The organism is Hymenobacter convexus, from assembly GCF_030580955.1.
Classification (GTDB): Bacteria; Bacteroidota; Bacteroidia; order Cytophagales; family Hymenobacteraceae; genus Hymenobacter.
In genome coordinates this window covers 1-23,568 of sequence record NZ_JAUQON010000018.1, presented here as the reverse complement: position 1 = coordinate 23,568, position 23,568 = coordinate 1, and the positions used below count along the sequence as shown (strand labels likewise).

General features: G+C 64.2%; 20 protein-coding genes and 1 pseudogene. 9 read left to right on the top strand and 12 right to left on the bottom strand.

What is annotated here, in order from left to right; all coding sequences use genetic code 11:
• Positions 1-74 precede the first annotated feature (74 nt).
• Together Q4S41_RS24330 and rfbD are read left to right on the top strand one after the other, a co-directional pair.
• Positions 75-1,016: a TIGR03915 family putative DNA repair protein gene (locus tag Q4S41_RS24330; RefSeq protein ID WP_305033725.1), complete on the top strand. Its 942-nt coding sequence runs from the start codon at positions 75-77 to the stop codon at positions 1,014-1,016.
• Positions 1,017-1,137: 121 nt separating this feature from the next.
• Positions 1,138-2,001: a dTDP-4-dehydrorhamnose reductase gene (rfbD, locus tag Q4S41_RS24325; RefSeq protein WP_305033724.1), complete on the top strand. Its 864-nt coding sequence runs from the start codon at positions 1,138-1,140 to the stop codon at positions 1,999-2,001.
• 80 nt (positions 2,002-2,081) lie between these two features.
• Here the strand turns inward: rfbD and Q4S41_RS24630 are convergent, their stop codons facing one another.
• The 6 genes and pseudogenes from Q4S41_RS24630 to lepB form a co-directional block, all read right to left on the bottom strand.
• Complete coding sequence (locus Q4S41_RS24630) at positions 2,082-2,354, bottom strand: T9SS type A sorting domain-containing protein (protein WP_369811352.1); 273 nt, start codon at positions 2,352-2,354, stop codon at positions 2,082-2,084.
• 1,601 nt (positions 2,355-3,955) lie between these two features.
• A pseudogene (locus Q4S41_RS24625) lies at positions 3,956-4,489 on the bottom strand (glycine-rich protein); the annotation flags it as partial.
• 458 nt (positions 4,490-4,947) lie between these two features.
• Positions 4,948-5,574 (bottom strand): response regulator, encoded by a 627-nt coding sequence (locus tag Q4S41_RS24315; protein ID WP_305033722.1) that lies wholly within the window; start codon positions 5,572-5,574, stop codon positions 4,948-4,950.
• Positions 5,575-5,609: 35 nt separating this feature from the next.
• Positions 5,610-7,838 (bottom strand): tetratricopeptide repeat-containing sensor histidine kinase, encoded by a 2,229-nt coding sequence (locus tag Q4S41_RS24310; RefSeq protein ID WP_305033721.1) that lies wholly within the window; start codon positions 7,836-7,838, stop codon positions 5,610-5,612.
• Between the two features lie 80 nt (positions 7,839-7,918).
• The gene (locus Q4S41_RS24305) at positions 7,919-9,133 is read right to left on the bottom strand and encodes an MFS transporter (protein WP_305033720.1); all 1,215 of its coding nucleotides are present in this window, start codon (positions 9,131-9,133) and stop codon (positions 7,919-7,921) included.
• 91 nt (positions 9,134-9,224) lie between these two features.
• Positions 9,225-9,926 (bottom strand): signal peptidase I, encoded by a 702-nt coding sequence (gene lepB / locus Q4S41_RS24300; protein WP_305033719.1) that lies wholly within the window; start codon positions 9,924-9,926, stop codon positions 9,225-9,227.
• Between the two features lie 85 nt (positions 9,927-10,011).
• On the opposite strand from lepB, the gene Q4S41_RS24295 reads away from it, so the two are divergent.
• Together Q4S41_RS24295 and Q4S41_RS24290 are read left to right on the top strand one after the other, a co-directional pair.
• Positions 10,012-10,530: a GreA/GreB family elongation factor gene (locus Q4S41_RS24295; RefSeq protein ID WP_305033718.1), complete on the top strand. Its 519-nt coding sequence runs from the start codon at positions 10,012-10,014 to the stop codon at positions 10,528-10,530.
• Positions 10,531-10,618: 88 nt separating this feature from the next.
• Complete coding sequence (locus Q4S41_RS24290) at positions 10,619-11,545, top strand: bestrophin family protein (RefSeq protein WP_305033717.1); 927 nt, start codon at positions 10,619-10,621, stop codon at positions 11,543-11,545.
• A gap of 53 nt (positions 11,546-11,598) precedes the next feature.
• Here the strand turns inward: Q4S41_RS24290 and Q4S41_RS24285 are convergent, their stop codons facing one another.
• The gene (locus Q4S41_RS24285) at positions 11,599-12,534 is read right to left on the bottom strand and encodes a helix-turn-helix transcriptional regulator (RefSeq protein WP_305033716.1); all 936 of its coding nucleotides are present in this window, start codon (positions 12,532-12,534) and stop codon (positions 11,599-11,601) included.
• A gap of 164 nt (positions 12,535-12,698) precedes the next feature.
• On the opposite strand from Q4S41_RS24285, the gene Q4S41_RS24280 reads away from it, so the two are divergent.
• The 3 genes from Q4S41_RS24280 (at position 12,699) to Q4S41_RS24270 (ending at position 15,303) form a co-directional block, all read left to right on the top strand.
• A complete protein-coding gene (locus Q4S41_RS24280; protein ID WP_305033715.1) occupies positions 12,699-14,228 on the top strand; it encodes an aldehyde dehydrogenase family protein in 1,530 nt (509 codons plus the stop codon).
• Between the two features lie 228 nt (positions 14,229-14,456).
• Positions 14,457-14,894 (top strand): hypothetical protein, encoded by a 438-nt coding sequence (locus Q4S41_RS24275; RefSeq protein WP_305033714.1) that lies wholly within the window; start codon positions 14,457-14,459, stop codon positions 14,892-14,894.
• A 13-nt stretch (positions 14,895-14,907) separates the two neighbouring features.
• Positions 14,908-15,303, top strand: a complete 396-nt coding sequence (locus Q4S41_RS24270; RefSeq protein ID WP_305033713.1) for a DUF779 domain-containing protein — start codon at positions 14,908-14,910, stop codon at positions 15,301-15,303.
• 102 nt (positions 15,304-15,405) lie between these two features.
• Here the strand turns inward: Q4S41_RS24270 and Q4S41_RS24265 are convergent, their stop codons facing one another.
• The 5 genes from Q4S41_RS24265 to Q4S41_RS24245 all read right to left on the bottom strand — a co-directional run bounded on the left by Q4S41_RS24265 (position 15,406) and on the right by Q4S41_RS24245 (position 21,216).
• Entirely contained in the window at positions 15,406-17,451 is a 2,046-nt protein-coding gene (locus tag Q4S41_RS24265) for a S9 family peptidase (RefSeq protein WP_305033712.1), read from the bottom strand.
• Between the two features lie 106 nt (positions 17,452-17,557).
• A complete protein-coding gene (locus tag Q4S41_RS24260) occupies positions 17,558-18,028 on the bottom strand; it encodes a MaoC family dehydratase (protein WP_305033711.1) in 471 nt (156 codons plus the stop codon).
• A 94-nt stretch (positions 18,029-18,122) separates the two neighbouring features.
• On the bottom strand, positions 18,123-18,878 hold the full coding sequence (locus Q4S41_RS24255; RefSeq protein WP_305033710.1) for a DUF4197 domain-containing protein: 756 nt from the start codon (positions 18,876-18,878) through the stop codon (positions 18,123-18,125).
• Between the two features lie 122 nt (positions 18,879-19,000).
• Positions 19,001-19,744: an SDR family NAD(P)-dependent oxidoreductase gene (locus Q4S41_RS24250; RefSeq protein ID WP_305033709.1), complete on the bottom strand. Its 744-nt coding sequence runs from the start codon at positions 19,742-19,744 to the stop codon at positions 19,001-19,003.
• Positions 19,745-19,902: 158 nt separating this feature from the next.
• Entirely contained in the window at positions 19,903-21,216 is a 1,314-nt protein-coding gene (locus tag Q4S41_RS24245) for a family 1 glycosylhydrolase (protein WP_305033708.1), read from the bottom strand.
• A 220-nt stretch (positions 21,217-21,436) separates the two neighbouring features.
• Here Q4S41_RS24245 and Q4S41_RS24240 point away from each other — a divergent pair, with 220 nt between their 5' ends.
• Together Q4S41_RS24240 and dgoD are read left to right on the top strand one after the other, a co-directional pair.
• Positions 21,437-22,069 carry a bifunctional 4-hydroxy-2-oxoglutarate aldolase/2-dehydro-3-deoxy-phosphogluconate aldolase gene (locus tag Q4S41_RS24240; protein ID WP_305033707.1) on the top strand — a complete coding sequence of 211 codons (633 nt, stop codon included), beginning with the start codon at positions 21,437-21,439 and terminating at the stop codon, positions 22,067-22,069.
• Between the two features lie 159 nt (positions 22,070-22,228).
• The gene (dgoD, locus tag Q4S41_RS24235; RefSeq protein ID WP_305033706.1) at positions 22,229-23,377 is read left to right on the top strand and encodes a galactonate dehydratase; all 1,149 of its coding nucleotides are present in this window, start codon (positions 22,229-22,231) and stop codon (positions 23,375-23,377) included.
• The last annotated feature ends 191 nt before the right edge of the window (positions 23,378-23,568 follow it).

Here is a 23,568-nt window from a genome sequence, read left to right as displayed (position 1 = left end):
TGGACTCTGCGAGTCCGCGCTTTCATTCGTTCGTCTGCGCTTGTTAAGCGCGGACTCGCAGCGTCCACGCTACAATGCCTTTAAAGCCCATCCGTCGCTCCACCACCGCCCTGGCGCCCGCCGCGCCGCGCCGGGCCGGCGCGCCCCTGCTCACGGCTGCCCCGCGCGACTATACCTACGACGGCACGTTTGAGGGGCTGCTCACGGTGCTGTTCACGGTGTATGACTGGCGGGCGGCGCCCAACAGCATTCAGCCCGAGGCCACGGCCCAGGTGGGTTTGTTTGCCCAGCCGGCCCACCGCGAAACCGACGAGGCGCAGGCCGCCCGCGTGTGGGAAGGCCTGCTAAAAACCATGGACCAGGAGGCCCGCACGCGCCTCTACCACGTGTTTTTGAGCGAGGACGCCGACCGGGAAATGCTGATTTTCCGGTACGTGGACTTGGCCCTGCGCGCCGCCCAGGACATTGCCGAAAACTACGCCAACGCCGACGTGCGCCGCGTGCAGCGCCTGGCCCAGATGATGTTCCGCGAGAAGCACCGCATGGAGGCCTTCGTGCGCTTCGAGAAAACCCAGGACGAGCTGTTTCACGCCACCATCGAGCCGGATATGGACGTGCTGCCGCTCATCGCCGCGCACTTTACCAAGCGCTACGCAGACCAGCGCTGGCTGATATATGACCGCCGCCGCCACTACGGCCTTTACTACGACCTGACGCGCACCGACATCGTGCAGTTTGAAAACCCCACGGGCCGCAAATCCACCGATATTTCGGCCACGGTGCTTGATGAGCGGGAACCGCTGTTCAAGCACCTCTGGCGGGCTTATTTTGACCATGTGAATATTCCGGAGCGCAAAAACCTGAAGCTGCACCGCCGCCACATGCCCCTGCGCTACTGGAAATACCTGAGCGAAAAGCAGCCCCGCGAACAGCGTTTCGAGCCCATCCAGAACAAGCAGGCCATTGCGGGCAAGGAAGTATCGGCGGGCCAGAAGCAGCTGCCGGCGCCGGAGTAAGTGTTTGTAGTACAGGGTTTAGCTTGTGCTTGGCGGCTGGGATGGCGCTGGCAGTTCGCAAAGCCGGGCATGGGCTACCCGGCGCGCCGGCCTAACTTGCGGGCCAATTTGAGTTTTAGCCATGAGTTCGACATTGGTTTTTGGGGCCTCCGGGCAGTTGGGGCAGTGCTTGGCGCACGTAGCGCAGGAGCGGAACGTGGGTGGCCTGGCGTTTCTGCCCGAAGCTCAGGCAAATATCCTGGACGTGCCCGGCCTCACGGCTTTATTTGAGCACCACCGTCCGGCGTACGTCATCAATTGCGCCGCCTACACGGCCGTCGACAAGGCCGAAGATGAGCTGGAACTGGCCCGCCGCATCAATCGCGACGGCGTGGAAAACCTGGCCCGCCTCTGCGGCGAACATGGCAGCACGCTCATCCAGATTTCGACCGATTTTGTGTTTGCCGGCACCGGCAACCAGCCCCTGACTGAAACCGACGAAACCGCGCCCATCAGCTCCTACGGCCTCACCAAGCTGGAGGGCGAGCAGGTGATTGCGCCGCTCACGGACCGGTATTTCACGCTGCGTACCAGCTGGCTGTATTCCGAATTCGCCGGCAACTTCGTGAAAACCATGCAGAAGCTGGGCCGTGAGCGCGACGAGTTGCGCGTCATCTGGGACCAGGTGGGCACGCCCACCTACGCCATCGATTTGGCCGGGGTAATTCTGACCATTATTGAAAACGGGAGCACGGCCTACGGGCTTTACCACTACAGCAACGAGGGCCTGACGTCGTGGTACGACTTCGCCACGGCCATCTTCGAGCTGAGCGGAATTTCGGTGAGAACCACGCCCATCCGCACCAGCGAATACCCCACCAAAGCCACCCGCCCGTCGTTTTCGGTGATGGACAAAACGAAAATCAAAGCCGCGCTGGGCGTGGCCATCCCGCACTGGCGCGCCAGCCTGAAAGTCTGCGTAGAACGGTTGGCGGCTATGCCGTAGCAGAGCAGAAACCTTCCGATTGCAAACGAAAAGGCCCCGTGCTGTGGTAACGCGGGGCTTTTTTGTTGCAGCTGTGGCGACTATTGCCGCACCAATTTCAGCTGCGCGTGCTGGGTGCCTTGGCTCAGGCGCAGCACGTACACGCCGATGGCCAGCGGGCCCAGTTCGGCCAACGGCAGGTCGGTGGTGCCAGCGGCCAGGTCGAGGGTGCGCGTGAGGAGCAGGCGGCCCGTGGCGTCGTGCAGCACCACCGTGGCGGGGCCGGCCGTGGCCGTGCGCAGGATGAGCGTGGTGCCGGCTGCGCCGAAGGGCTGGGGCCAGGCCTCGGCCGCAAAAGCCAGCGGCGCGGCCACGCGCACCTGGCGCACGGCGCGGCCACGCGCACCTGGCGCACGGGCGAGTAGCTGACCGTGCCATCAACATCTACCTGGCGCAGGCGGTAATACACCGGGTCGGCTGCGTAGCGGGCAATGGCTTTATCGACCAGTTGATACTGCTGCGGCTGCGTGCTGGTGCCGTGTCCGGCCACGGTGCCAATGCGGCGGAAGGCGTGGCCATCGGCGCTGGCTTCGACCTCGAAATGGTCGTTGTTTTTTTCCGAGGCGGTGGCCCATTGCAGCAGCGCGTCGTCGCCCTGCGGCTCGGCTGTGAAGCGGGTGAGCTCAACGGGCAGCGGGGCGTTGATGTTGCTGAGGGTGAGGGCGCCGAACTGCGTGACGTCGGCGGCGAAGCTGCGGCTGGCGGCGCTGGCGGGTACGCCCTCCCGCGCCCAGGGCCCGGCCGCCGATGCCGCACGCCAAAGCTGAGCGTTGGTGCCCAGAGCAAAGCCATTATCGTCATCGGCCAGCCAGCTGAAGGTCACGTTTACGGCGGTGCCGGTGACGGGCTGGGTGCCGGTGGCGGCCACGGTCCAGACCCGGTCGATGCCTTTGTTGGTGCCCGCCAGGTTCTGGCCGTAGCTCAGGCCGGCGGTTTGCAGGCCGGCGGTGCGCGTCACGGTCACGGTGCCCAGGCTCAGGCCGTTGGGGTTGAGGGTGGCGCTGTTGGGGAAGGCCACGGCGGCGGTGCCGCTCACGGCGTTGCGCACGGCGCGCAGGTTGCCCTGCACGTACTGGCCCGAAGCTTCGCCGCTGAGCGTAGCGCCGTCGGGCAGGGTGATGGTGGCGGTGGGGGCCGTGCGCACCAGCCCGCTTTGCAGCTGCAGAGCCGTGCCAATGGTGAGGTCGGTGGGCAGGTTGAGGGTGCGCTGGCCGGTGGCGCCGGTGTTGTTCAGCACCAGCGTGGCCACGGTGGCCGTGGCGTCGGTGCCGGCCACTTCCAGCCGCGACTCCGGGGCCGTGGTGCCAATGCCCACATTCACGGCGTAGCTGTCGGTGCCGCCCAGCACCAGCGCGTTGCTGACGCTCACCGCGGCGCGGTTGCCCAGGGCGGTGGTGTTGGTGAGGTCGCCGGACGTGGGGCCGGCGCTAAAACCCACGGCGGTGTTCAGGGAGCCGGTGGTGGTGGAGGCCCCGCTGCTCGTCCCGACGAAGGTGTTGCCCCGGCTTGTGGTCATGCGCAGGCCGCTGCTGTAGCCCAGGGCCACGTTGCTCGTGCCCGTGGTGTTGCTGTAGCCGGCCTCGTAGCCCACCAGCACGTTGGCGTTGCCGCTGGTGTTGGCCACGCCGCTGTTGTAGCCGCCGAAATAGTTCTGGATGCCGGAGGTGGTGGCGGCCCCGCTGCCGTAACCCAAAAACACGTTCCGGCCGTTGTTTTGGCCCAGGTTGAGGCCGCCGTCGGCGCGCACGCCCAGGCCCACGCTGCTGCCCACGTTGGCGCCGTCGCCCACCAGGGCGTGGCTGCCCAGGTCCAGGTCTTGGGTGGCGGTGTGGTTGCCCAGGTTGTCGAGGTTGATGAAGTTGCTGGCGTCGAGCACCGGCGCCGGCGGGTTGCTGAAAGTGAAGCGCACGTAGCCGTTGCCGGTTTGGTAGCCCTGGGTGTGCACCACGGCGCTGGTGCCCGCCCCGGCATACGAGGAGCCGCCCCCGCCGCCGGTGCCCAAAAAGGTGCTAATGCCGCCCCCGTAGTAGCCGCCGCCCCCGCCGCCGCTGTAGGTGCCAGAGGCGCCCAGGCCCAGGCTGGCCCCCGAGCCGCCGCTGCTTTGGCTGCCGCCGGTGCCGCCGACGGTGAACGTCGAACCGCCGCCGTCGCACGCCACCAGCCCGCCGCCGCAGCCACCGCTGTAGCTGGAGCCCCCGCCCCCGCCACCGGCCACCAGCACGCGGTCGGCCAGGCCGGTGCCGCCCACGCGCACATCGGTGGCCCCGCCGCCCCCACTGGCGAGCCCCGACGAGCCCCCGCCGTTGTAGCCCCCGGCGGCGTTGGAGGCGCTGCTGGCCGCGCCCGCGCCGCCGATGTAAAACGTGAGCACCTGGCCCGGCGTCACGGCCAGCGTGGCCTGCACCCGGCCGCCGCGCCCGCCCGCGCCGCCGCCGCTGGCCCCGGCCATGTCCAGGGTCAGGCCCGTGACGCCGGCCGGCACGGTGTACGTTTGCGGGCCGCCGGTGTAGGCCAGCGTGGTGGGCACAAATTCGGGCACGAAGCCCTGCCAGCGCGTGCCAGTCCACACGTTGAGCTGGTTGGTGGTGATGTTGAAAACGGAGAGGCCCGCGGCCGGGCTGGCGATGGCGTCGCGCTGGGCCGTGGTCAGGCGCGGGGGCAGCAGGCCCTTGTCGGTGCTGTTCACCTCCAGCGCCGCCGAGGCGTGGGGCGTGCCGGCCGTGCCAATGCGCACGCCGCCCGTTTGGGCCCAGGAGGAGAACGGCAGGGCCAGCAGAACGGCCGCCAGCAGTGGGAAGCGCTTTTTCATAAGGGCAATGCAATGCGCCGCGGGAGGTGTCCTCGCGGTGCTGGCAAAATTCCCGGCTGCGGCCACGCCGCGCAATTACATCTTGATGGGGGGCACGGCTACCAGCGCCGCCCGCGGGCCAGCAATTCGCCCTTGGAATTGATGTGCAGCTTGGCGTAGATGTTCTTGATGTGCCCGCGCACCGTGTCGAGCCCAATGCCCAGGCGGGCGGCGATGAGCTTGTAGCTCAGTCCTTCCTCGATGGCCTGCACCACCTGCTGCTCGCGCGGCGTGAGGGGCTGCTCGGGCGCGGCGGCCGGCTGGAAGAACTTCACCACCTGCCGGGCCACCGCCGGGCTCATGCTGCTGCCGCCCTCGGCCACCGAAACCAACCCGGCCTTGAGGTCGGCCAGCGGCGTGTTTTTCAGAAAATAGCCCACCGCGCCCGCGCATAGGCCCTGAAATATCCACTCCGGGTTGCCGGGCGGGGTGGTGAGCAGCACCACGTCGGTGCCCGGCAGCTGCGCCCGGATAAGCCCCACGCCCTCGATGCCGGACTTGCCGGGCAGGCCAATATCAGACAGCACCAGCCGGGGCGGGGCCGCCAGTGTGTGAACTTGCTCTAGAAATTCTTCCACCGAGCCAACTGCCAGCACGCAGTCGAATTCGGCTTGGGCGCAGAGGTAGGTGTGCAGGGCCTGGCGCACGGCCGGCACGTCTTCAATAATGGCAAGCGAAATGGGCATGGCGCAAAAGTACCGGCCGGCAGAAAGCGCCGCTATTACATCTTGATGGGGGAGGATGGCGAGGATAGAGGAGGCCAGACCGTCATGTCGAGCGCAGCCGAGACATCTCGCGTGCCACCACTAACCTCATTAAAAGGAATACTTCGGCACGCGAGATGTCTCGGCTGCGCTCGACATGACGGTCTCCAACCTGCTGCCGCGCTACTCACCCCACCGGCACCTGCACCAGCACGCCGAAACCCGGCTGGCCCGGCACCGTGCCGAAACCCGTGCGGCAGGTGCCGCCCACGGCTTCGGCGCGGGCCTGCATGTTGCGCAGGCCGTGGCCAGAGGCGCGGGCGTGGCCGTTGGGCGTGGCCGTTGGGCGCGGGTGGCGGGCCGTCGTCGGCGATGGCCAGGGTGAGGGCGTGGCGGTCGGTGCGCAGCGTCACCTGCAAGTGGGTGGCTTGCGGGGCGTGCTTGCGGCTGTTGGCCAGCGCTTCTTTGAAAATGAGGTAGGGCGCGCGGCGCGTTTCCACGGGCAGGACCAGGGCTTCGCTGGCCGCGTCGGCGTCGAAGGTGATGGTGGTTTCGCTGAATTGCAGCGCCTCGTAGGCGTGGTCGCGCAGGCGGTCGAGCAGGCGGCCCCCGGCGTCGTTGCGGGCGTCGTAGCTCCACACCACGTCCTGCAGCTGGGAGGCGGCCAGGCGACTGGTGGCGGCCACTTCGCGCAGCTGGGCCTGCTGCTGGGCGGGGGCGTGCACGCCGGCTTCGAGCAAATCGGTTTGCATGGAAATCTGGGTGAGCAGGGCGCCCACTTCATCGTGCAAATCGGCCGAGAGGCGGGTGCGCAGGGCCAATTCGCGGCGCAGCTGGCGGCGGCGGTATTCCTGCAACGCCACCCCGCCCATGCCCAGCATCAGCACCGCCGCCAGCCCGACCCCCAGCAGTTGGCGCTGGCGGCGCAGGTCGGCCACCTGCTGGCGCTGGGTGAGTTCGCGCACCTGGGCTTCGGCGCGGTCGGTTTCGTAGCGGGCGCGCTGCTCCTCGGTCACGCGGGCGTCGGAGAGGGTGCGCAGGGAGTCGCGCAGGTGCTGGGCGCGGCTCTGCCAGGCGTAGGCGGCGGCGAAGTCGCGGCGGTGGACGGCCACGCGGCGCAGCACTTCCAGTGCCTCCACTTGCTCGGTGGCATAAACGTGCGGGGGCGGCAGCGCCAGCACCTGCCGGGCGTAGGTTTCGGCCTGCGCCCACTGGCCCTGGCGCACGTAAAAGCCGGCCAGGCTTTTCAGGGCCACGCCGACGAGGGCCGGGGAGCCGCTGTGCTGCTGCATGGCCAGTACGCGGCGGTAGTAGCGCTGGGCCGAATCGGGCAGGTTGAGGTGTTCGTAGGCCTTGGCCAGCGCATTCCAGGTGAGGGGCACCAGGCCGGAAAGGTGCATCTGCTGCTCCATGTGCAGGGCCAGCCGCAGGCAGGGCAGCGCGGCGCGGGAGCTGTCGCGCCCTATCATGATAACGCCCAGGTTGAGCCACGACGTGGCCAGGGCTACGGTGTCGTGCAGGGCCGTTTCCAGGGCCTTGCCGCGCCGGGTGTAGGTGGCGGCTTCGGCCCAGCGCTTCTGCTTGTGGTATACCAGCGCCAGGTTGCCCAGCGCGGCGGCCTCCGAGCCCTGGTTGCCGCTGCGGTGGTGCAGGCGCACGGCCCGGTACAGGTTCACGGCCGCCGAGTCGAGCTGGTTTTGACGCGCATATAATATGCCGCGCGAGTTCAGAATTTCGGCCTGCAGGTCGGCGTCGTTGCCGGCCAGCGCGGCGGCTTCGCGGTAGAGGCCGAAGGCGCGGGCCGGCTGGTTGAGGTCGCCATACGCCATGCCCAGGTGGTAGCGGTGGTTGGCCTGAATAGCGGCGGGGGCTGATTTCAGGAGCGGCCCGGCCTGTAGCAGCAGCTGTAGCGCGCGAGGCGGGTCGCCGGCTTCGCGGTAGTAGTTGCCACGCAGGTCGAGGGCCCAGCCGGCCAACACGGGCTGGCGCGCCTGCCGGGCCTCGCGCTCGGCTGCTTCAGAATACAGCACCAACCCGGCCGAATCAAACGGCTCCCAGTAGGCGTCGGCGATGCGCAGCAGCACGGCGGCCCGCGCCTGGCCGGGGGCCGCTGCGCGCAGGGCGGGGCGGAGGCTGTCGGGGGCGGGCGGCAGCGTAGGAGTGGACTGAGCCATTGCTAAGCCAGCCAGGTGAAGCAGGCCCCCGATGAGCCAATAGAGCCGGTTGGGAACTACGTGGAGAGTCATGGGCCGGAAAAAGAAGGGCGTAAGTTATCGCCTTTCATCAGCCGCAAACAACCGTTTGGCTGGTGCCCGCTCCGGCAACTTTAGCCGCGCCCGTAGAACCGGCTCACCAGGAAAGCGGCGCCCGCCAGGCCGGCGCCCAACAGGCACACGCCGGGCCAGCCGCCGTGCGTCCAGGCCAAGCCGCCGAGCACGGAACCCAGCGAGCCACCGGTGAAGTAGCCCGTCATATACACGGTGTTGAGGCGGCTGCGGGCCTCGGGCACCAGCGAGAAAATGAGCGACTGGTTGGAAATGTGCGCCGACTGCACGCCCACGTCGAGGACAATCACGCCCAGCACTAGGCCAGCCACGTAAATCCCGCCGAAGCCCAGCACCGCATACGCCCCCAGCGCCAGCAAAATGCCCAGCCCAATGGTGTAGTCGGGTCCTTTCGTGTCGGCGGTTTTGCCGGCCAGCGGCGCGGCCAGGGCGCCCACGGCCCCAATCAGCCCAAAAAAACCAGCCACGTCGGAGCCGTAGTGGAAGCGTGGCCCTTCGAGGTAAAACGCCAGCGTGGTCCAGAACACGCTGAAGGCGGCAAAGAGGAAGGCGCCCACCAGCGCCGCCCGGCGCAGCGCCGGCTGCTCGCGAATGAGCGTGCCCAGCGACTTCATCAGCGACGCGTACGTGCCGGTGAAGGTGGGCCGGTCGGTGGGCAGCTGCCAGGCCAGCAGCGCCACCAGCGCCACCATCAGCCCGGCCCCGATTTCGAACATGGCCCGCCAACCCAGGTGCAAACCCACGTAGCCGCTGACGGTGCGCGAAAGCAGAATGCCGATGAGCAGGCCGCTCATCACGCGGCCCACCACGCGGCCGCGCTCGGCCTCGGCCGCCAAGTGCGCCGCCATGGGCACCAGCAGCTGCGGCACCGCCGACAAAATGCCGATGAGCACGCTGGCCGCCGCCAGCAGCCCAAACGTGGGTGCCCAGGCCGCCAGCGCCATGGCCCCGGCCGCGCCCAGCAGCATGAGCAGCATCAGGCGTTTGCGCTCCAGCATATCGCCCAGCGGCACCACGAAGAGCATACCCAGCGTGTAGCCCACTTGCGTGGCCGTGGCGGCCAGGCTGGCCCCGCTGTCCGTTTTATGAAAGGTGCGCCCGATGGACGCCAGCAGCGGTTGGTTGTAGTAAATATTGGCCACCACCAGCCCGCAGGTGAGGGCCATGAGCCAGACCAGCGCATTGCTCAGGGCCGGGGCCGGGGGGTGGGGCGAAATACCAGAAGGCGAGGAAATAGAAGAATGGGAATCGGACACGAAACGCTGTTGAGGTAAACCACACGAAGCCGCGGCCACTCAGGCCGCAGTCGGGTTTAACCGCGAAACGGCCCGAACAGTTATGCCCGGCCTAGTGCTGGCCCAGCACGGTGCCCACTACATCGGCCTGCCGCACCCAGCCAATATAGCGCGAGTCGCGGGCGTTTTGGCGGTTGTCGCCCAGCACAAAATAGGCACCGGCCGGCACCACCACGGGCCCGAAATTGTCTTCGTTGCGGCCGGCCGGAAATACGTTGAGAATGGCGGGGTTGCGGTAGCCGGCCGGCTGCACTTTGCGCACGGCGCGCAGCGCCGGCCGGGCGGCGTCGGCATCGGCCAGCCCCACTTGGTAGAGGCTGTCGCCGATGGGGATGATACCGGTGGTGTCTTTGAACAGCGGGCGGGGCAGGCGGGCATAGTCGGCCCGGGCCAGGGCGTAGTGGTGCACCAGCTGCAGGCCAAGGTCCAGGTCTTGGCCATTCACGAACAGCCGGCTGCGGCGCAGCTCCACGGTGTCGCCGGGCAGGCCGCAGAGGCGGTGGCTGAAAACGGTCGGGCCATCTTCCGGCAGCGAGGAGCGGTAGGCGATGAAGTCGAGCCGCTCGGGCTTGACCCAGCGGGAGATAAAGAACTGGTCGCCGATTATAAATGTGGGTGCATTAGCGTTTGAAGGCGTTTGGTAAAAGTCGAAGGCGTGCGTCAGTCGCCCCGCCACCCACAGCACCAGGGCCAACGCGCCCAGCGCCAGCACACTGCCCACCGAGATGGCGAGCCATTTGAACACGTTGCCCATTGAAACACGATTGAAAATGAGCGGTAAACATACGGACCCCGGCCGGCTCGCCCAACCATCGGCCACTGGCCGCGTTCAACCCCGCATGAGCCGTGGATTTACCAAGGAAGACGACGCCCAAACGCCGCCCATCATCCCGCCCCGCGCGGCCCTGCCGCCGGGCACGCCCAACTACGTCACGCCCCGCGGCCTGGAGCTGCTGCGCGCCGAACTGGCCACCCTCGAAGCCGAGCGCGCCCAGGCCGAAGCCGACCACAGCAACGATACCGACCGGACTCACCGCCTCTCGCTCTACAACGGCCGCTTGGCGCTGCTATTGGAGCGCCTCGGCAGCGCCAAAGTGGTGGAGCCCGCCGGGCAACCCGCCCGGGAAGTGCGCTTCGGCGCCACCGTCACGCTGCGCACCGTGCGCGGCGGTAAAGTAGGTTTCGAACGCAGATTCACCATTGTAGGCGCCGATGAGGCCGATGTGGCACTGGGCAAAGTGGCGTTTGTGGCGCCCATTGCGCGGGCCGTGCAGGGCGCGAAACTCAAGCAGCAGGTGCCGCTGAAGCTGGGCCCGCAGGAGGAAGTGGTGGAAGTGGCGGCCATTGCCTATGGTTAAAACGGTGGGGCAATGGGACGATTAAGGCCCGGCCCCAAGCCCAGCGGCCCTAACTTGCGCCGGGGCACTGCAGCCCCGCCTCATCCGCATGATTGTCTATAAATCCTCCGACTGGTGGGAGGCCCTGCGCCACCTGCGCGCCTCCGGCATCATCCGCCTGCTGCTGAAACGGGTGCTGTGGGTGGGGCTCTACGCCACCGTCGTCACCGCTTTGGTGGTGAAGTTCGACCGGTTCAATCTGGCCGTCGACAAGGAGTTTTTCTCGTTTCTGGGCATCCTGCTCAGCTTGCTGCTGGCCTTCCGGACCAACACGGCCTACGACCGTTTTTACGAAGGCCGCCGCCTCTGGGGCCAGCTCGTGAACAACTGCCGCAACCTGGCCGGCCTGCTCCACGCCCGCCTGCCGGCCGACGATTACGCCACCCGCACCTACCTCGCCCGGTTGCTTTCCAACTTCCCCATCGCCCTCGATGGCCACCTGCGCCAGGGCGTCCGGTTTGAAAAGCTGGAGGCTGCCGCGCCCGGCTTCATCGAACACCTGCAAACCGTGCGGCACGTGCCCTCACGCCTGGCGGCCATGCTCCAGGAATTCTACGAAGACCTGCTGCGCGAGGAAATCATTCTGCCCACGCACCTCATCACTATCCAGCGCCACCACGAGGCGCTGCTCGACGTGGCCGGCGCCTGCGAGCGCATCAAAAGCACACCCATCCCGTTCTCCTACAGCTACTTCATCAAGGGTTTTATCTCGGTGTTCATCCTCACCATGCCCTTCAACCTGCTCGATACCTACGAGTGGCTCACGGTGCCCATCACCATGTTTGGGGCCTACGCGCTGCTGGGCGTGGAAATGATTGGCGACGAAATTGAAGACCCCTTCGGCAAAGACAGCAACGACCTGCCCCTCACCCAAATGTCCAATCGCATTCGGGCCAACGTGCACGAAATTCTGGGCGTGGAGCTGCACGAAGATGTGCGCGGCCTGGCCGATGCGCCGTACAGCGTGGTGTTCTAAAAGTAGCGCGGACTTTGTAGTCCGCGAGTGTTCAGTTTTGGTTTACTCGCGGACTACAAAGTCCGCGCTACATCTCGTTTATACGCCCCCGGCGTCACGCCCTCGTATTTCTTGAACAGCGCCTGGAAGTACGACAGGTTGTTGAACCCCGCCCGCAAACACACCTCCGCCACGCTGGCCAGCGGGTGGCGCAGCAGCCGCTTGGCCTCGCCCAGCCGCTCCCGAATGATATACTCGACTGGCGTAATGCCGAACTCGCGCTTGAAGACGCGGAAGAACGTGGCCTTGCTCATGCAGGCCAGGGCGCTGAGCTTGTCGATAGTGAGGTTCTCGGAAAGGTGGTCCTTGATGTAGCCCACCACGGCGGCGAAGCGGTGCGTGGTGAGGTGCCGGGCGTAGTCGTGGAAAATGAGCTGGCGGGCCTGCGTCTGCATCAGGCGCACCAGTAGTTCCTGCAGGGTGAAGCCGGCCAGCACGTCCTTGTTAATATCCGAAGTGCGCGACACGGCCACCAAGCGGCCCAGCGTGTCGGTCAGCTCGGGCGTGTTGGTGAGGTGGGCGTACTCGGGGCCTTCAATTGCCCAGGGTTGGTGCGCTTCAGCTTTGGGGTAACGCTCGTTCAGCAAATCCACGGTGTGGCGAATGGTATCGGGCGCGATGGCCACGGCCAGGCACTGCGTGGGCTGGCAGAGGCAGGCGTCGGGGAAGTCGATTTCCATCAGCTCGTCCTTGTCCACCACCACGCTTTCACCGGGCAGGTAGTCGAAGGCTTCGCGGCCGGGCAGATGCATCACTTTCTTGCCGCGCAGCATGGTGGTCAGGGCCAGGCCTTCGAGGCGCAGGGGTACGCGGTGGGCGGCGCGGTGCGTTTCGAATACGTTCAGCTCAAAGCCTTCCAGGTTGTACACCGTCCGGTTTTCGACCAGCGAGTGCAGACGTTCGAGGGCGAGCGGGGCAACGGCGGCGGGCAGGTGGACGCGGGTGGACATGGGAAAACGCAGTTGGTGAGGGAGTACACACTCCCAACACGGAGTTGGTATGGCAAGTTGCGACAATTTTAGCACTCTTTGCGATAATACCACAACCCGGCGGCCAAGGAATCGGGGACCTTTACATCCTCTCTCGTTCACCTAATTCCCATTCTCACAAAGCCATGGCTGAAACCTTAGAAGAAACCACCACCGTGGTGGCCCGCCCCCAGTTCAAGAACCACTACGACAACTTCATCGGCGGCAAGTGGGTGGCGCCCGTGAAGGGGCAATACTTTGAAAACCCGTCGCCCATCGACGGCAAGGTTTTCACCAAAGTGGCCCGTAGCACCAAGGAAGACATCGACTTAGCCCTCGATGCCGCCCACGAAGCTTTCAAAACCTGGGGCAAAACCTCGGCTACCGAGCGCAGCAACATCCTCAATAAAATTGCCAACCGCATCGAGGAAAACCTGGCCCACCTCGCCGCCGTCGAATGCGTGGAGAACGGCAAGGCCATCCGCGAAACGACCTACGCCGACCTGCCGCTGGTCATCGACCATTTCCGCTACTTCGCCAGCGTAATTCGGGCCGAGGAAGGCAACGTGACGGAGCTGAATTCGACCACGGTTTCGATGAACATTCAGGAGCCCCTGGGCGTCATCGGCCAGATTATTCCCTGGAACTTCCCGCTCCTGATGGCCACTTGGAAGCTGGCGCCCGCCATCGCCGCCGGCTGCACCGTGGTGATGAAACCCGCCGAGCAAACCCCCGCCAGCATCATGATTCTCATGGAGTTGATTCAGGACCTGGTGCCCCCGGGCGTTATCAACGTGGTGAACGGCTTCGGGCTGGAAGCCGGCAAGCCGCTGGCCTCGTCGCCGCGCATCCAGAAGGCCAGCTTCACGGGCGAGACGACCACCGGCCGCCTCATCATGCAGTACGCCGCCGAAAACCTCATTCCCGTGACAATGGAGCTGGGCGGCAAGTCGCCAAACATCTTCTTCAAGAGCGTGATGGATGCCGACGACGACTTCCTCGACAAAGCCATCGAAGGCGCCGTGATGTTTGCCCTGAACCAGGGCGAAATCTGCACCTGCCCTTCGCGGATGCTCATTCACGAAGATATTTACGACGACTTCATTGCCCGCGTCATCGAGCGGGTGAAGGCCATCAAGCTGGGCAACCCGCTCGATATGAATACGATGATGGGCGCGCAGGCCTCGAACGACCAGTTTGAGAAAATCCTGAGCTACCTCGAAATCGGTAAGGCCGAAGGGGCCGAAGTGCTGGTGGGCGGCGACGCCTACAGCCAGGCCGACGGCGCGCTGGCCGAGGGCTATTACATCCAGCCCACTATGTTCCGGGGCCACAACAAGATGCGCATTTTCCAGGAGGAAATTTTCGGCCCGGTGGTGTCCGTCACCACCTTCAAAACCGTGGAGGAAGCCATCGAAATTGCCAATGACACGCTCTACGGCCTCGGCGCCGGCGTGTGGACGCGCGACGCCCACGAACTGTACCAGGTGCCCCGCGCCATCGAGGCCGGCCGCGTGTGGGTGAACTGCTACCACGACTACCCGGCCGGCGCGCCTTTCGGCGGCTACAAAGCCTCCGGTTTCGGCCGCGAAAACCACAAGATGATGCTGAGCCACTACCGCCAGAACAAGAACATGCTCATCAGCTACAGCCAGCAGAAGCTGGGCTTCTTCTAAGCCGCTGAGTAGCTCAGGTAGAAACAGTAGCACGTCATGCTGAGCGTAGTCGAAGCATCTCGCGTGTGGTAGTAATTCAATCGTTGAAACGATCTTGATTACTGTTGCAGGCGAGATGCTTCGACTGCGCTCAGCATGCCGTGCTACATATTCTGGTTTAAATCGTTGAACAGCAAGCATCCTTTTCTTTTGTCGCGCGTCTTGCTTAAAACCCATTGCGCCAGCTCTATGAAAAGCTTGTTCACACTCCTCGCATTAGTTGGCGGCACCGCTGCCGCTCAGGCCCAGCTTCTGCCCATTCCCGGGGCCCGCAACCCCGATTGGACCCTGACCAAAACCAGTCCGCCGCACCCCTACGATTCATCCGACTCGCTGCGCTACAAGTCCGACCGCATGCCCAACAAAGCAGCCGACTTCCCCGCACCCGCCGACCACATGCCCAATGCAGCGCGCAAGAGCATCTCGGGCATCGGCAACCGCCGTTACTACTGGGACGCAGACCGCCGGCTGCGCTACGCATGGCAAGTCAAGCCGGGCAGCGAAGCTCCCGACAGCACCGTTACCGTGCACGACGACAACAGTGACATTGCCTACATTTTTCGCCGACGTAAGTCGTCAGCGCCCAAGCCAGGGATAAAATTCCTGCGTCCGGAACCCATCAAGTAACCCATCGCCCCCCATGCCCACGCCCCGCGTCCTCGTCACCACCGCCGCCGAAGCCACCATCGACTTGCTCCGCGACGAGCACGGCCCGCTCATGTTCCACCAGAGCGGCGGGTGCTGCGACGGCTCCTCGCCCATGTGCTTCGCCAAGGGTGAGTTCCGCGTGGGCAGCAACGACGTGTGGCTGGGCCGCATTCACGGCTGCGACTTCTTTATGAGTGCCAGCCAGTTTGCCTATTGGAAACACACCCAACTCACGGTGGATGTGGTGAAAGGCCGCGGCGCTAGCTTTTCGCTGGAAATCCCGCTGGGCGTACGGTTTCTCATCCGCTCAAGGTTGTTTACTGAAGAAGAGGAAAAGGACATGGAGCCGGTATATGCAGGGGATGAGGTGCCGGAAGCGGCCGTGTAAAATCGCCTGTCATGCTGAACGCAGTGAAGCACCTTATTACGTTGGAACGACCTGTTCTAACGTAATAAGGTGCTTCACTGCGTTCAGCATGACAGACAGTAGCTACTTCACATTCGTCTTCGTCACCAGCTGCACGGTTTTGGGGTCCACGGTGATTTCCTGCAGGCGCTTGGCCACGGCGGGGCTCATGCTTTCCTGGTAGCGGCCGTGGAGCTGGCTGGCCAGGAATTTCTCCGAAGCCGCAAACATGGCCATGTTGTTCACGGGGCGGGCGAAGCCGTGGCCTTCGTCGGGAGCCAGCAGGTACTGCACGGGGTAGTTGCGGTCGCGCAGGGCCACCACAATCTGGTCGGCCTCGGCCTTGTTCACGCGCGGGTCGTTGGCGCCCTGCACCACCATGAGCGGGGTTTTGATTTTATCGGCCGAGCCCAGCGGCGACATGCGGTCGAGGGCCGCGCGGCCTTCCGGCGTGCCGGGGTCGGCCATGCGGGCGTACATCTGCTTGCGGCCGGCTTCCCAGTAGGGCGGAATGGCGTTGAGCAAGGTCGTCAGGTTGGAAGGGGCCACGATGGCCACGGCGGCGTTGTATACATCGGGCGTAAAGGCTACGCCGGCCAGCGTGGCGTAGCCGCCATACGAGCCACCCATGATGCCCACCCGCTTGGGGTCGGCAATGCCCTGGGCCACGAGGTATTTCACGCCCCAGGTCAGGTCGTCCTGCATTTTGCGGCCCCATTCGCCGTTGCCGGCGTTCAGGAACTGTTTGCCGTAGCCGGTGCTGGCCCGGAAGTTGGGCGAGAGCACGGCGTAGCCACGGTTGGCCAGAAACTGGTGCATGGCGTTGAAGCCGTAGCTGTCGCGCGCCCAGGGCCCGCCGTGGGGCAAGATGATGACCGGAATATTCTTGGCCACCACGCCCTTCGGCAAGGTCAGGTAAGCCGGAATCTCCAAGCCGTCCGACGACTTGTAGCGCACCACGCGCATGTCCGAGAGCATGGCCGCCGACAGCTTGGGCCGCGTTTCGTACTGCTTGGTGAGCTGTTTGGTCTGGCGGTCGAAGAGGTAGGCCACGGGCGGCTGGGTGGCCGAGGTGGCCGTGAGCAGCCACAGCCGCTCGTCGGTGGTGTGCGAACCGGGGTATATATCGAGGCCCGGCAGCTTTTTGCTCACCGTGGCAAAATCCTGCTCAAAGGCCTTGTCTTTCCACACGCGGCGCATCCGGTCGTCTTCGAAGCTCACGAATACCGGCTCGTGGGTTTTCTCCGATACTTCCAGGCCGCCCACGTCCACACGCTTCAATGGGTCGGCCTGATAAGGCTCCTCCTTCCCAGTGGCGGGGTTCATGAGCACGATTTCGGCCAGGTTGCGGCCGGCGCCCATGTTCGTCATCATGTACACGTGCTGGTTGTCTTTGGCAAAGGCAACTACGCCGCTCTGCTCATCGATGCTCGTTTTGTAGAAGGGCACCATCCGGTCGCCCTCCACGCGCAGCCACTCGTTGCTGCCGTCGGGGTTCGAGCGCGAGGCCAGGCGCAGTTGGTCGTTCCAATCGAATTCCCAGGCCCCGATGCGGTCGTTGTTCTGGCGAACCAGGGTTTTCTCGCCGGTGGTCAGGTTCAGCTTGTAGAGGTCGTGCCAGGCTTTGTCGCGGTCATTCAGGCCAATGTAGAGCGCGTTGGGGTCGGTGAGCGGGGCGTTAATAATCTGCACGCGCACGCCTTTCAGGCCCGTGAGGTCGCGGGCGGCGGGCACGGGCTGGCCGGTCGCCGGGGCCTCGGCCGGGTTCACGGCGTAGATGTTGAAGTTCTCGTCGCCGCCCTTGTCCTGGCTGTAGAGCAGGTACTTGCCGTCGCGGCTCCAGAAGTAGCTGCGTACCGGGCGGGCCTGGTCGTTGGTCATGGGCCGGGCCTTATCGAAGGGTTCGTTCAGGCCCTTCACCCAGATATTGCGGGTGCCGTTGAAGGGCCGGATGAAGGACAGGAACCGGCCGTCGGGCGAGAGTTGGGCCCCCGAAATCTCGGGGTCGCCAAACAGCAGCTCGCGGTCGATGATGGGCGGCTGCGTGCTTGATTTAACGGCCTGCGCCGTGCTCGCATGCGGGGTGGCCAGGGTCAGCAGCAGGCCCAGGCCAAGAAGTAGTTGTCTCATTAACAAGCAGAAAAAAAGGTGAATAGATGCCCCAATGTATACAAAAATGACCGGGCCGCAAATGCAGTCCGGTCATTAATTGATATTCTGCTGAATTTAGATACTGTTACGATTCCTGGAAATGATACAGGAACGTGACCACGCCCGTGTAGGCCGGTTTTTTCTGGCCTTCAATCTCCAGCGTCACGCCCACGCGGGCCTTGGCAATGCCGCGCAGGTTGGCCACCGACAGCAGCGCGGCGCGCAGCCGCACTTGGCTGTTCACCGTCACGGCTTGGTTGAAGCGGAGGCTTTCGATTTCGTAGTTCACCTGCATTTTCAGGTTCTCAATGGCCACAATCTGCTGCCACAAGTAGGGCAGCAGCGAAACCGTGAGGTAGCCGTGCGCAATGGTGGCCTTGAACGGCGACTCGGCCTCGGCCCGCGCCGCATCGGTATGAATCCACTGAAAGTCCAGCGTGGCGGCGGCAAACTGGTTTATCTGCTCCTGCGTGATGGTGTGCAGCTCGGACACGCCCAGCTCCTGGCCGGCATGGGCTTCGAGTTCGGCAAGGCTGCGAATGGTAAGAGTCGGCATAAAAAAGCGGCGTACGGTTGCGGATAAAGGGCCGCAAACATACGCCACTATTTGGGTCAGCGCGGCTGGAAATAGGAACGGTCACACCTACTGCCTAGCTGCGGCTGCCAAACACGCGGCGCAGCAATTCAGTGGTGCGGGCCACGGGGTTTTCGCGGATGTTGGCTTCTTCCTGGGCGATGAGCGTGAAGAGGCCATCCACGGCCTTGCCGGTGGCGTATTGGTTGAGGTCGGGCTGCACTTTTTGCACCAGGGGCAGCTGGTTGTAGGTGGTGGCCAGCTGGGTGTAGTAACGGGTGGCGCCCACTTGGTCGAGGCTCTTCTGCATGATGGGCGAGAAGGCCGAGACAAGCTGTGTAGAGGTGGTACGCTTCAGAAACTGCGTGGCGGCGTCTTTTTGTCCGGTCAGGATGTTCCACACGTCGCTGAACGTGAGGCTTTTGATGGCTGAGATGAATATGGGCTTGGCGCTGCGGGCCGCGTCTTCGGCGCCGCGGTTCAAACTCAACTCGAACTTATCGACTTGGCTGCCCAGGCCGATGCTGCGTAGCGTGGTGGCCACGCGCTGGGCATCGGGCGGGAAAGGGATACGAATGAGGCGGTTGAGGTAGAAGCCGTCGGTTTGGGAAGCCTGGTCGGCGCCCTTGCCAATGCCTTGCAGTAACGCTTCCTTGAGGCCGCTGGCGGCTTCGGTGCTGCTCAGGCCGCCAATGCTAGCGCCGCTGCTGGAAGTGCGGGTGCCGGCCTGCTTGGTGAGAATTTCTTTCAGGTCGGACAGGCGGAACTGGGCCGAGGCGCGGAAGGAAAGCAGCGACAAAAGCAGCAGGGCGGCGAGGGAGCAGGTTTTCATAGCACAGGAAAGACAGGTGTCGAAGCCCGTATTACAAGCGCCGTGCCGATTTCTGTAGCGCGGACGCTGCGAGTCCGCGCCTGATTGAACGTGCGCCCCGGCGCGGACTCGCAGCGTCCACGCTACAACCTATCGAGCCGGCCGCCGTCTACGCGCACTTCGGCGCCCTGCACGAAGGCAGCGTCATCCGAAGCCAGGTAAGCAATGGTGGCGGCCACGTCCTCGGCCTTCCCCACATCGGCTTTGTCGATGATTTCGACGCCGGATTTTACGTTCGGGTTTTCCCAGAGCATGGGCGTGTCGATGGCGCCCGGCAGGATGACGTTGGTGCGGATGCCCTTGGGCTTGCCTTCGAGCGAAGAGGAACGGGTGAGCGAGAGCATGGCGGCCTTTGCCGCCGCGTAGGGCGCCACCAACGGGCTGGTTTCGATGGCGTGAATGCTGGCAATGTTCACAATGCTGCCACCGGGCTTCATGTGCAAAAAAGCCTGCTTGGTGAAGTAGAAGGCGCCCAGCAAATCCACGTTCAGGATGCGCAGCCAGTCGTCGCCGGTGAGTTCTTCGAGGGGCTTGAACTGCATGAGGCCGGCGTTGTTCACCACCACGTCGAGGCGGCCAAACCGGCCCAGTGTGGCGGCCACGGTGGCGGCTACCTGGGCTTCGACGGCCACGTTGCAGAGGCTGGCCAATACGTCGGGGGCGCCGGCGGCTTTCACTTCGGGCACGGCCGCATCGAGGTTGGCTTGGTTGTAATCGGCCAGCACCACGCGGGCGCCTTCGGAAGCGAAACGTTTGGCGGCGGCCAGGCCAATGCCGCTGGCGCCGCCGGTGATGAGAACGACTTTATCGGTGAAACGAGCTTGCATGGGAAAGTATTGATTGGGTTTAAAACGATTGGAAAAGCCCGTCATGCTGAGCGCAGTCGAAGCATCTTTACCGCGCAACTAATCTATTTACTGCTGCGGTAGAGATGCTTCGACTACGCTCAGCATGACGGTTTTGAAAGTGATGAGCTTACACGCCTCTACGACTCCGGCGTGGTGTTCGCGGCCGTGGTTGACTGGTCGGCGGTGGCTTCTTTCACGTCCTGTTTTTGCTCGCGGGCCCAGGCTTCGTTGCTTTCCTTGGGCATCACGATGGGTACTTGCAGGCACACACTTTGGGCGGGCAGCACTTGGCTCCAGTCGGCGATGAGCTGCTTGTAGGCCGTGCCCACGGGCCGGATATTGCGGTCGAGGTCGTAGAGGCCCACGGGGTTCATGCGGTTGTTGTCTTCGCGCAGGGCCGTGTCCCAATCCACCTGGTCGGTGAGGGAGTACCAGGTGAAGCCCACCATGGGCACGCCGTCGTTGCGCACGCGCAGCACGTTGGCCCACTCTTTCCAGAGCCAGTTCACGGCTTCGTCGCCGTGCGGGCCCTGCCAGATGTTGGTTTCGGTGTGCATCACGGGCAGGCGGTACCGGTCGTGGTACTGCGAGGTGATGACGTGGTAGCCGAAAATCTCGCCCGAGGCGCGGGTGCTGCCGTCGGCCGACACGCGGTGCTCGTTGGTGTAGTAGTAGTCGTTGCCCATGATGCAGTGCCGCTTCATCTTGTTGTCCAGGAAGAAGTGGTACTCGTCGCGGGTCATGCCGTTGTCCATCAGGAATTCGTACATGCTGCTGTTCACGCGCTTGCCGTAGTTGAGGTCGAGGGACAGGAACCGCTCGGCGTTCATGGTTTCGGCAGGCTTGATGGCGGCCGGGTTTTCGGCGTGGAAATACTCCGACGACTCGCTCTGGATGAAAATGGCATCGGGCCGCACCTCCAGAATGCCCTGCATGGCCAGCACGTTGGCTTTCACGATGTATTTGAGAGCCGTCACGAAGGGCTGGTCGCCGCTCAGCTGCTCGTTCCACCAGCCGTAACGGGCCGAAAACTGCGCGCAGATGTACATCTCGTTCACCGGCGTGTAGAGCTGCACCCACGGAAACCGCTGCGCAAACGCCTTGGCGTACTGCCCGAACAGCGCCGGAAAATCCGGGTTCTGGAAGTTGCCAATCCAGTCGGGCACCCCAAAGTGGCACAGGTCCACGATGGGCGCGATGTTGCGCCGCAGCAAATCCTGAAAGGTCATGTCGGCAAAGCTCCAGTCGTACTTGCCCGGTCCCAGAAACGTTTTGTGAATGGGCGGCCCGTAGCGCAAAAAGCAAATGCCCAACTCCTCGACCAAGTCGAAATCCTTCTGCCAGTGCTTGTAATGGCCACATTTTTCAAGCTCATCCACGCGCACCTTGCCGTTCTGGATGGTGGGGTTGCTGTTTTCGATGCCGGTGGCGAAGAGGAATTGGGGACCCATAATTGTAAGGTGTGAGGGTAGGAGGGGGTGGGCAGGAGTTGGAATGGCGGCCCGCTGGTTGGTGGGCTTACTCCAATCCGTCCTTACGTGTTGTGCCGACAGCAGGCTGCCGGGCGCTTGCGGGCGGCGGCCCAATACTCGGGCCGGCAAATGAACTTAACCTGAATTCGTGCTTCTACGTTGGCAGAGGACCGTTGCGCTTTTTGCCTTTCCCACCGCTATGACTCCCCTGGCTCACATTCTCGAACACAAAGTCGTTGCCATCGTGCGCGGCGCCAACCCCGCCGACCTGCTCAAAATAGCCCGGGCCGTAGAAGCCGGCGGCGTCCGGATGATGGAAGTCACCCTGAATTCGCCCGGCGCGCTGGCGTCCATCGAAGAAGTTTCGCGCGCCATGGAGGGCAGGCTGCTGGTGGGTGCCGGCACCGTGCTCGACCCCGAATCGGCCCGCGCCGCCCTGCTGGCCGGGGCCAAGTACATCATTTCGCCCACCCTCAACAAGAAAACCATTCGGATGACCAAGCGCTACGGCGCCGTCAGCATTCCCGGCGCCTACACCGCCACCGAGATTCTGAAGGCCTACGAATACGGCGGCGACATCATCAAGGTGTTTCCGGCCGGGGCCAGTGGCGCCGGCTATTTCAAGGACATTGCCGGTCCGCTGCCGCACATTCCGCTCATGCCCACCGGCGGCGTTTCGCTCGATAACATCAAGGGTTTCGCGGAGGCCGGGGCGAAGGCTTTTGGCCTGGGCAGCTCATTGGTCGATACCAAGCAAGCCGTGACAGACGAGTACCTGGCCCAGCTCACGGAGAAGGCGCGGGCCTTTGTGGCGGCCGTGGCGAAAGGGTAGTTTCTCAGATGAAGAGATGGAAGAACGGTCATGCTGAGCGCAGCCGAAGCATCTCTACCGCAGTAGTAATCTAATCGAGACAACGAAGCGGTAGAGATGCTTCGGCTGCGCTCAGCATGACCGTTATCGATATTTCATTCCCATCCCTTCGCCCACCCCATGAAAATCATCCGCTTCGAACTCTTCCAAGTGCCGCCGCGCTGGCTGTTTCTCAAAATTGAAACCGACACCGGCTTCATCGGCTGGGGCGAGCCGGTGATTGAGGGCAAGGCCGCCACCGTGGCCGCCGCCGTGACCGAGCTGATGGAAAATCTCATCGGCAAAGACCCCCTCAACATCGAAGACCATTGGCAGGTGATGTACCGCGGCGGCTTCTACCGCGGTGGCCCCATCCTCATGTCGGCTATTGCCGGCATCGACCAGGCCCTGTGGGACATCAAGGGCAAGTACCACAACGCCCCCATTCACCAGCTGCTGGGCGGCCGGGCGCGCGACACCATGCGCGTGTACTCCTGGATTGGCGGCGACCGGCCGCACGACGTTGGCGCGGCCGCGGCTGATATGGTGGCCAAGGGCTTCACGGCCGTGAAAATGAACGGCACCGACGAGATGGGCTACGTCGATTCCTACGTGAAGATTGATGCCGTGCTGGCCCGCGTGGCCGCCGTGCGCGAAGCCGGCGGGCCGGGCCTGGGCATTGGCATCGATTTCCACGGCCGCGTGCACAAGCCTATGGCCAAGGTGCTGGCCAAAGAGCTCGAAGCCTACCGCCCCATGTTCATCGAGGAGCCCGTGCTGCCCCAAAACAACGAGGCCCTGCGCGACATCGCCAACCACTGCTCCATCCCCATCGCCACCGGCGAGCGCATGTTCTCGCGCTGGGATTTCAAGCAGCTGCTCATTGACGGCTACGTCGACATCATTCAGCCCGACCTCTCGCACGCTGGCGGCATCACCGAGTGCAAGAAAATCATCAGCATGGCCGAGGCTTTCGATGTGGCTGCCGCGCCGCACTGCCCGCTGGGTCCCATCGCGCTGGCCGCCTGCCTGCAGGTGGACGCTACCTGCCACAACGCCTTCATTCAGGAGCAGAGCCTGGGCATTCACTACAACAAGGAGAATGACCTGCTCGACTACCTGGCCGACAAGTCGGTTTTCTTCTACGAAAACGGCTACTGCAAAATCCCGGAAGGGCCGGGGTTGGGCATCGAAATCAACGAAGAATATGTGCGGCAGCGGGCAGCCATCGGCCACAACTGGCACAATCCCGTGTGGCGCAATACCGACGGCAGCGTGGCGGAGTGGTAACGGGGCGCCTCACGGAATCCCTCTGGGGCCGGCTCCCTCTCCACAGGGGGAGGGGGAGCCAAACGTCATTTCTCTGAATATCTTTTTAACGAATGCCCACCCCCCCCCGGGGCCCCCCCCCCCGGGGGGGGGGGGGGGGGGGGGGGGGGGGGGGGGGGGGGGGGTGGGGGTTTTTTTCTCGTTTCCCGTGG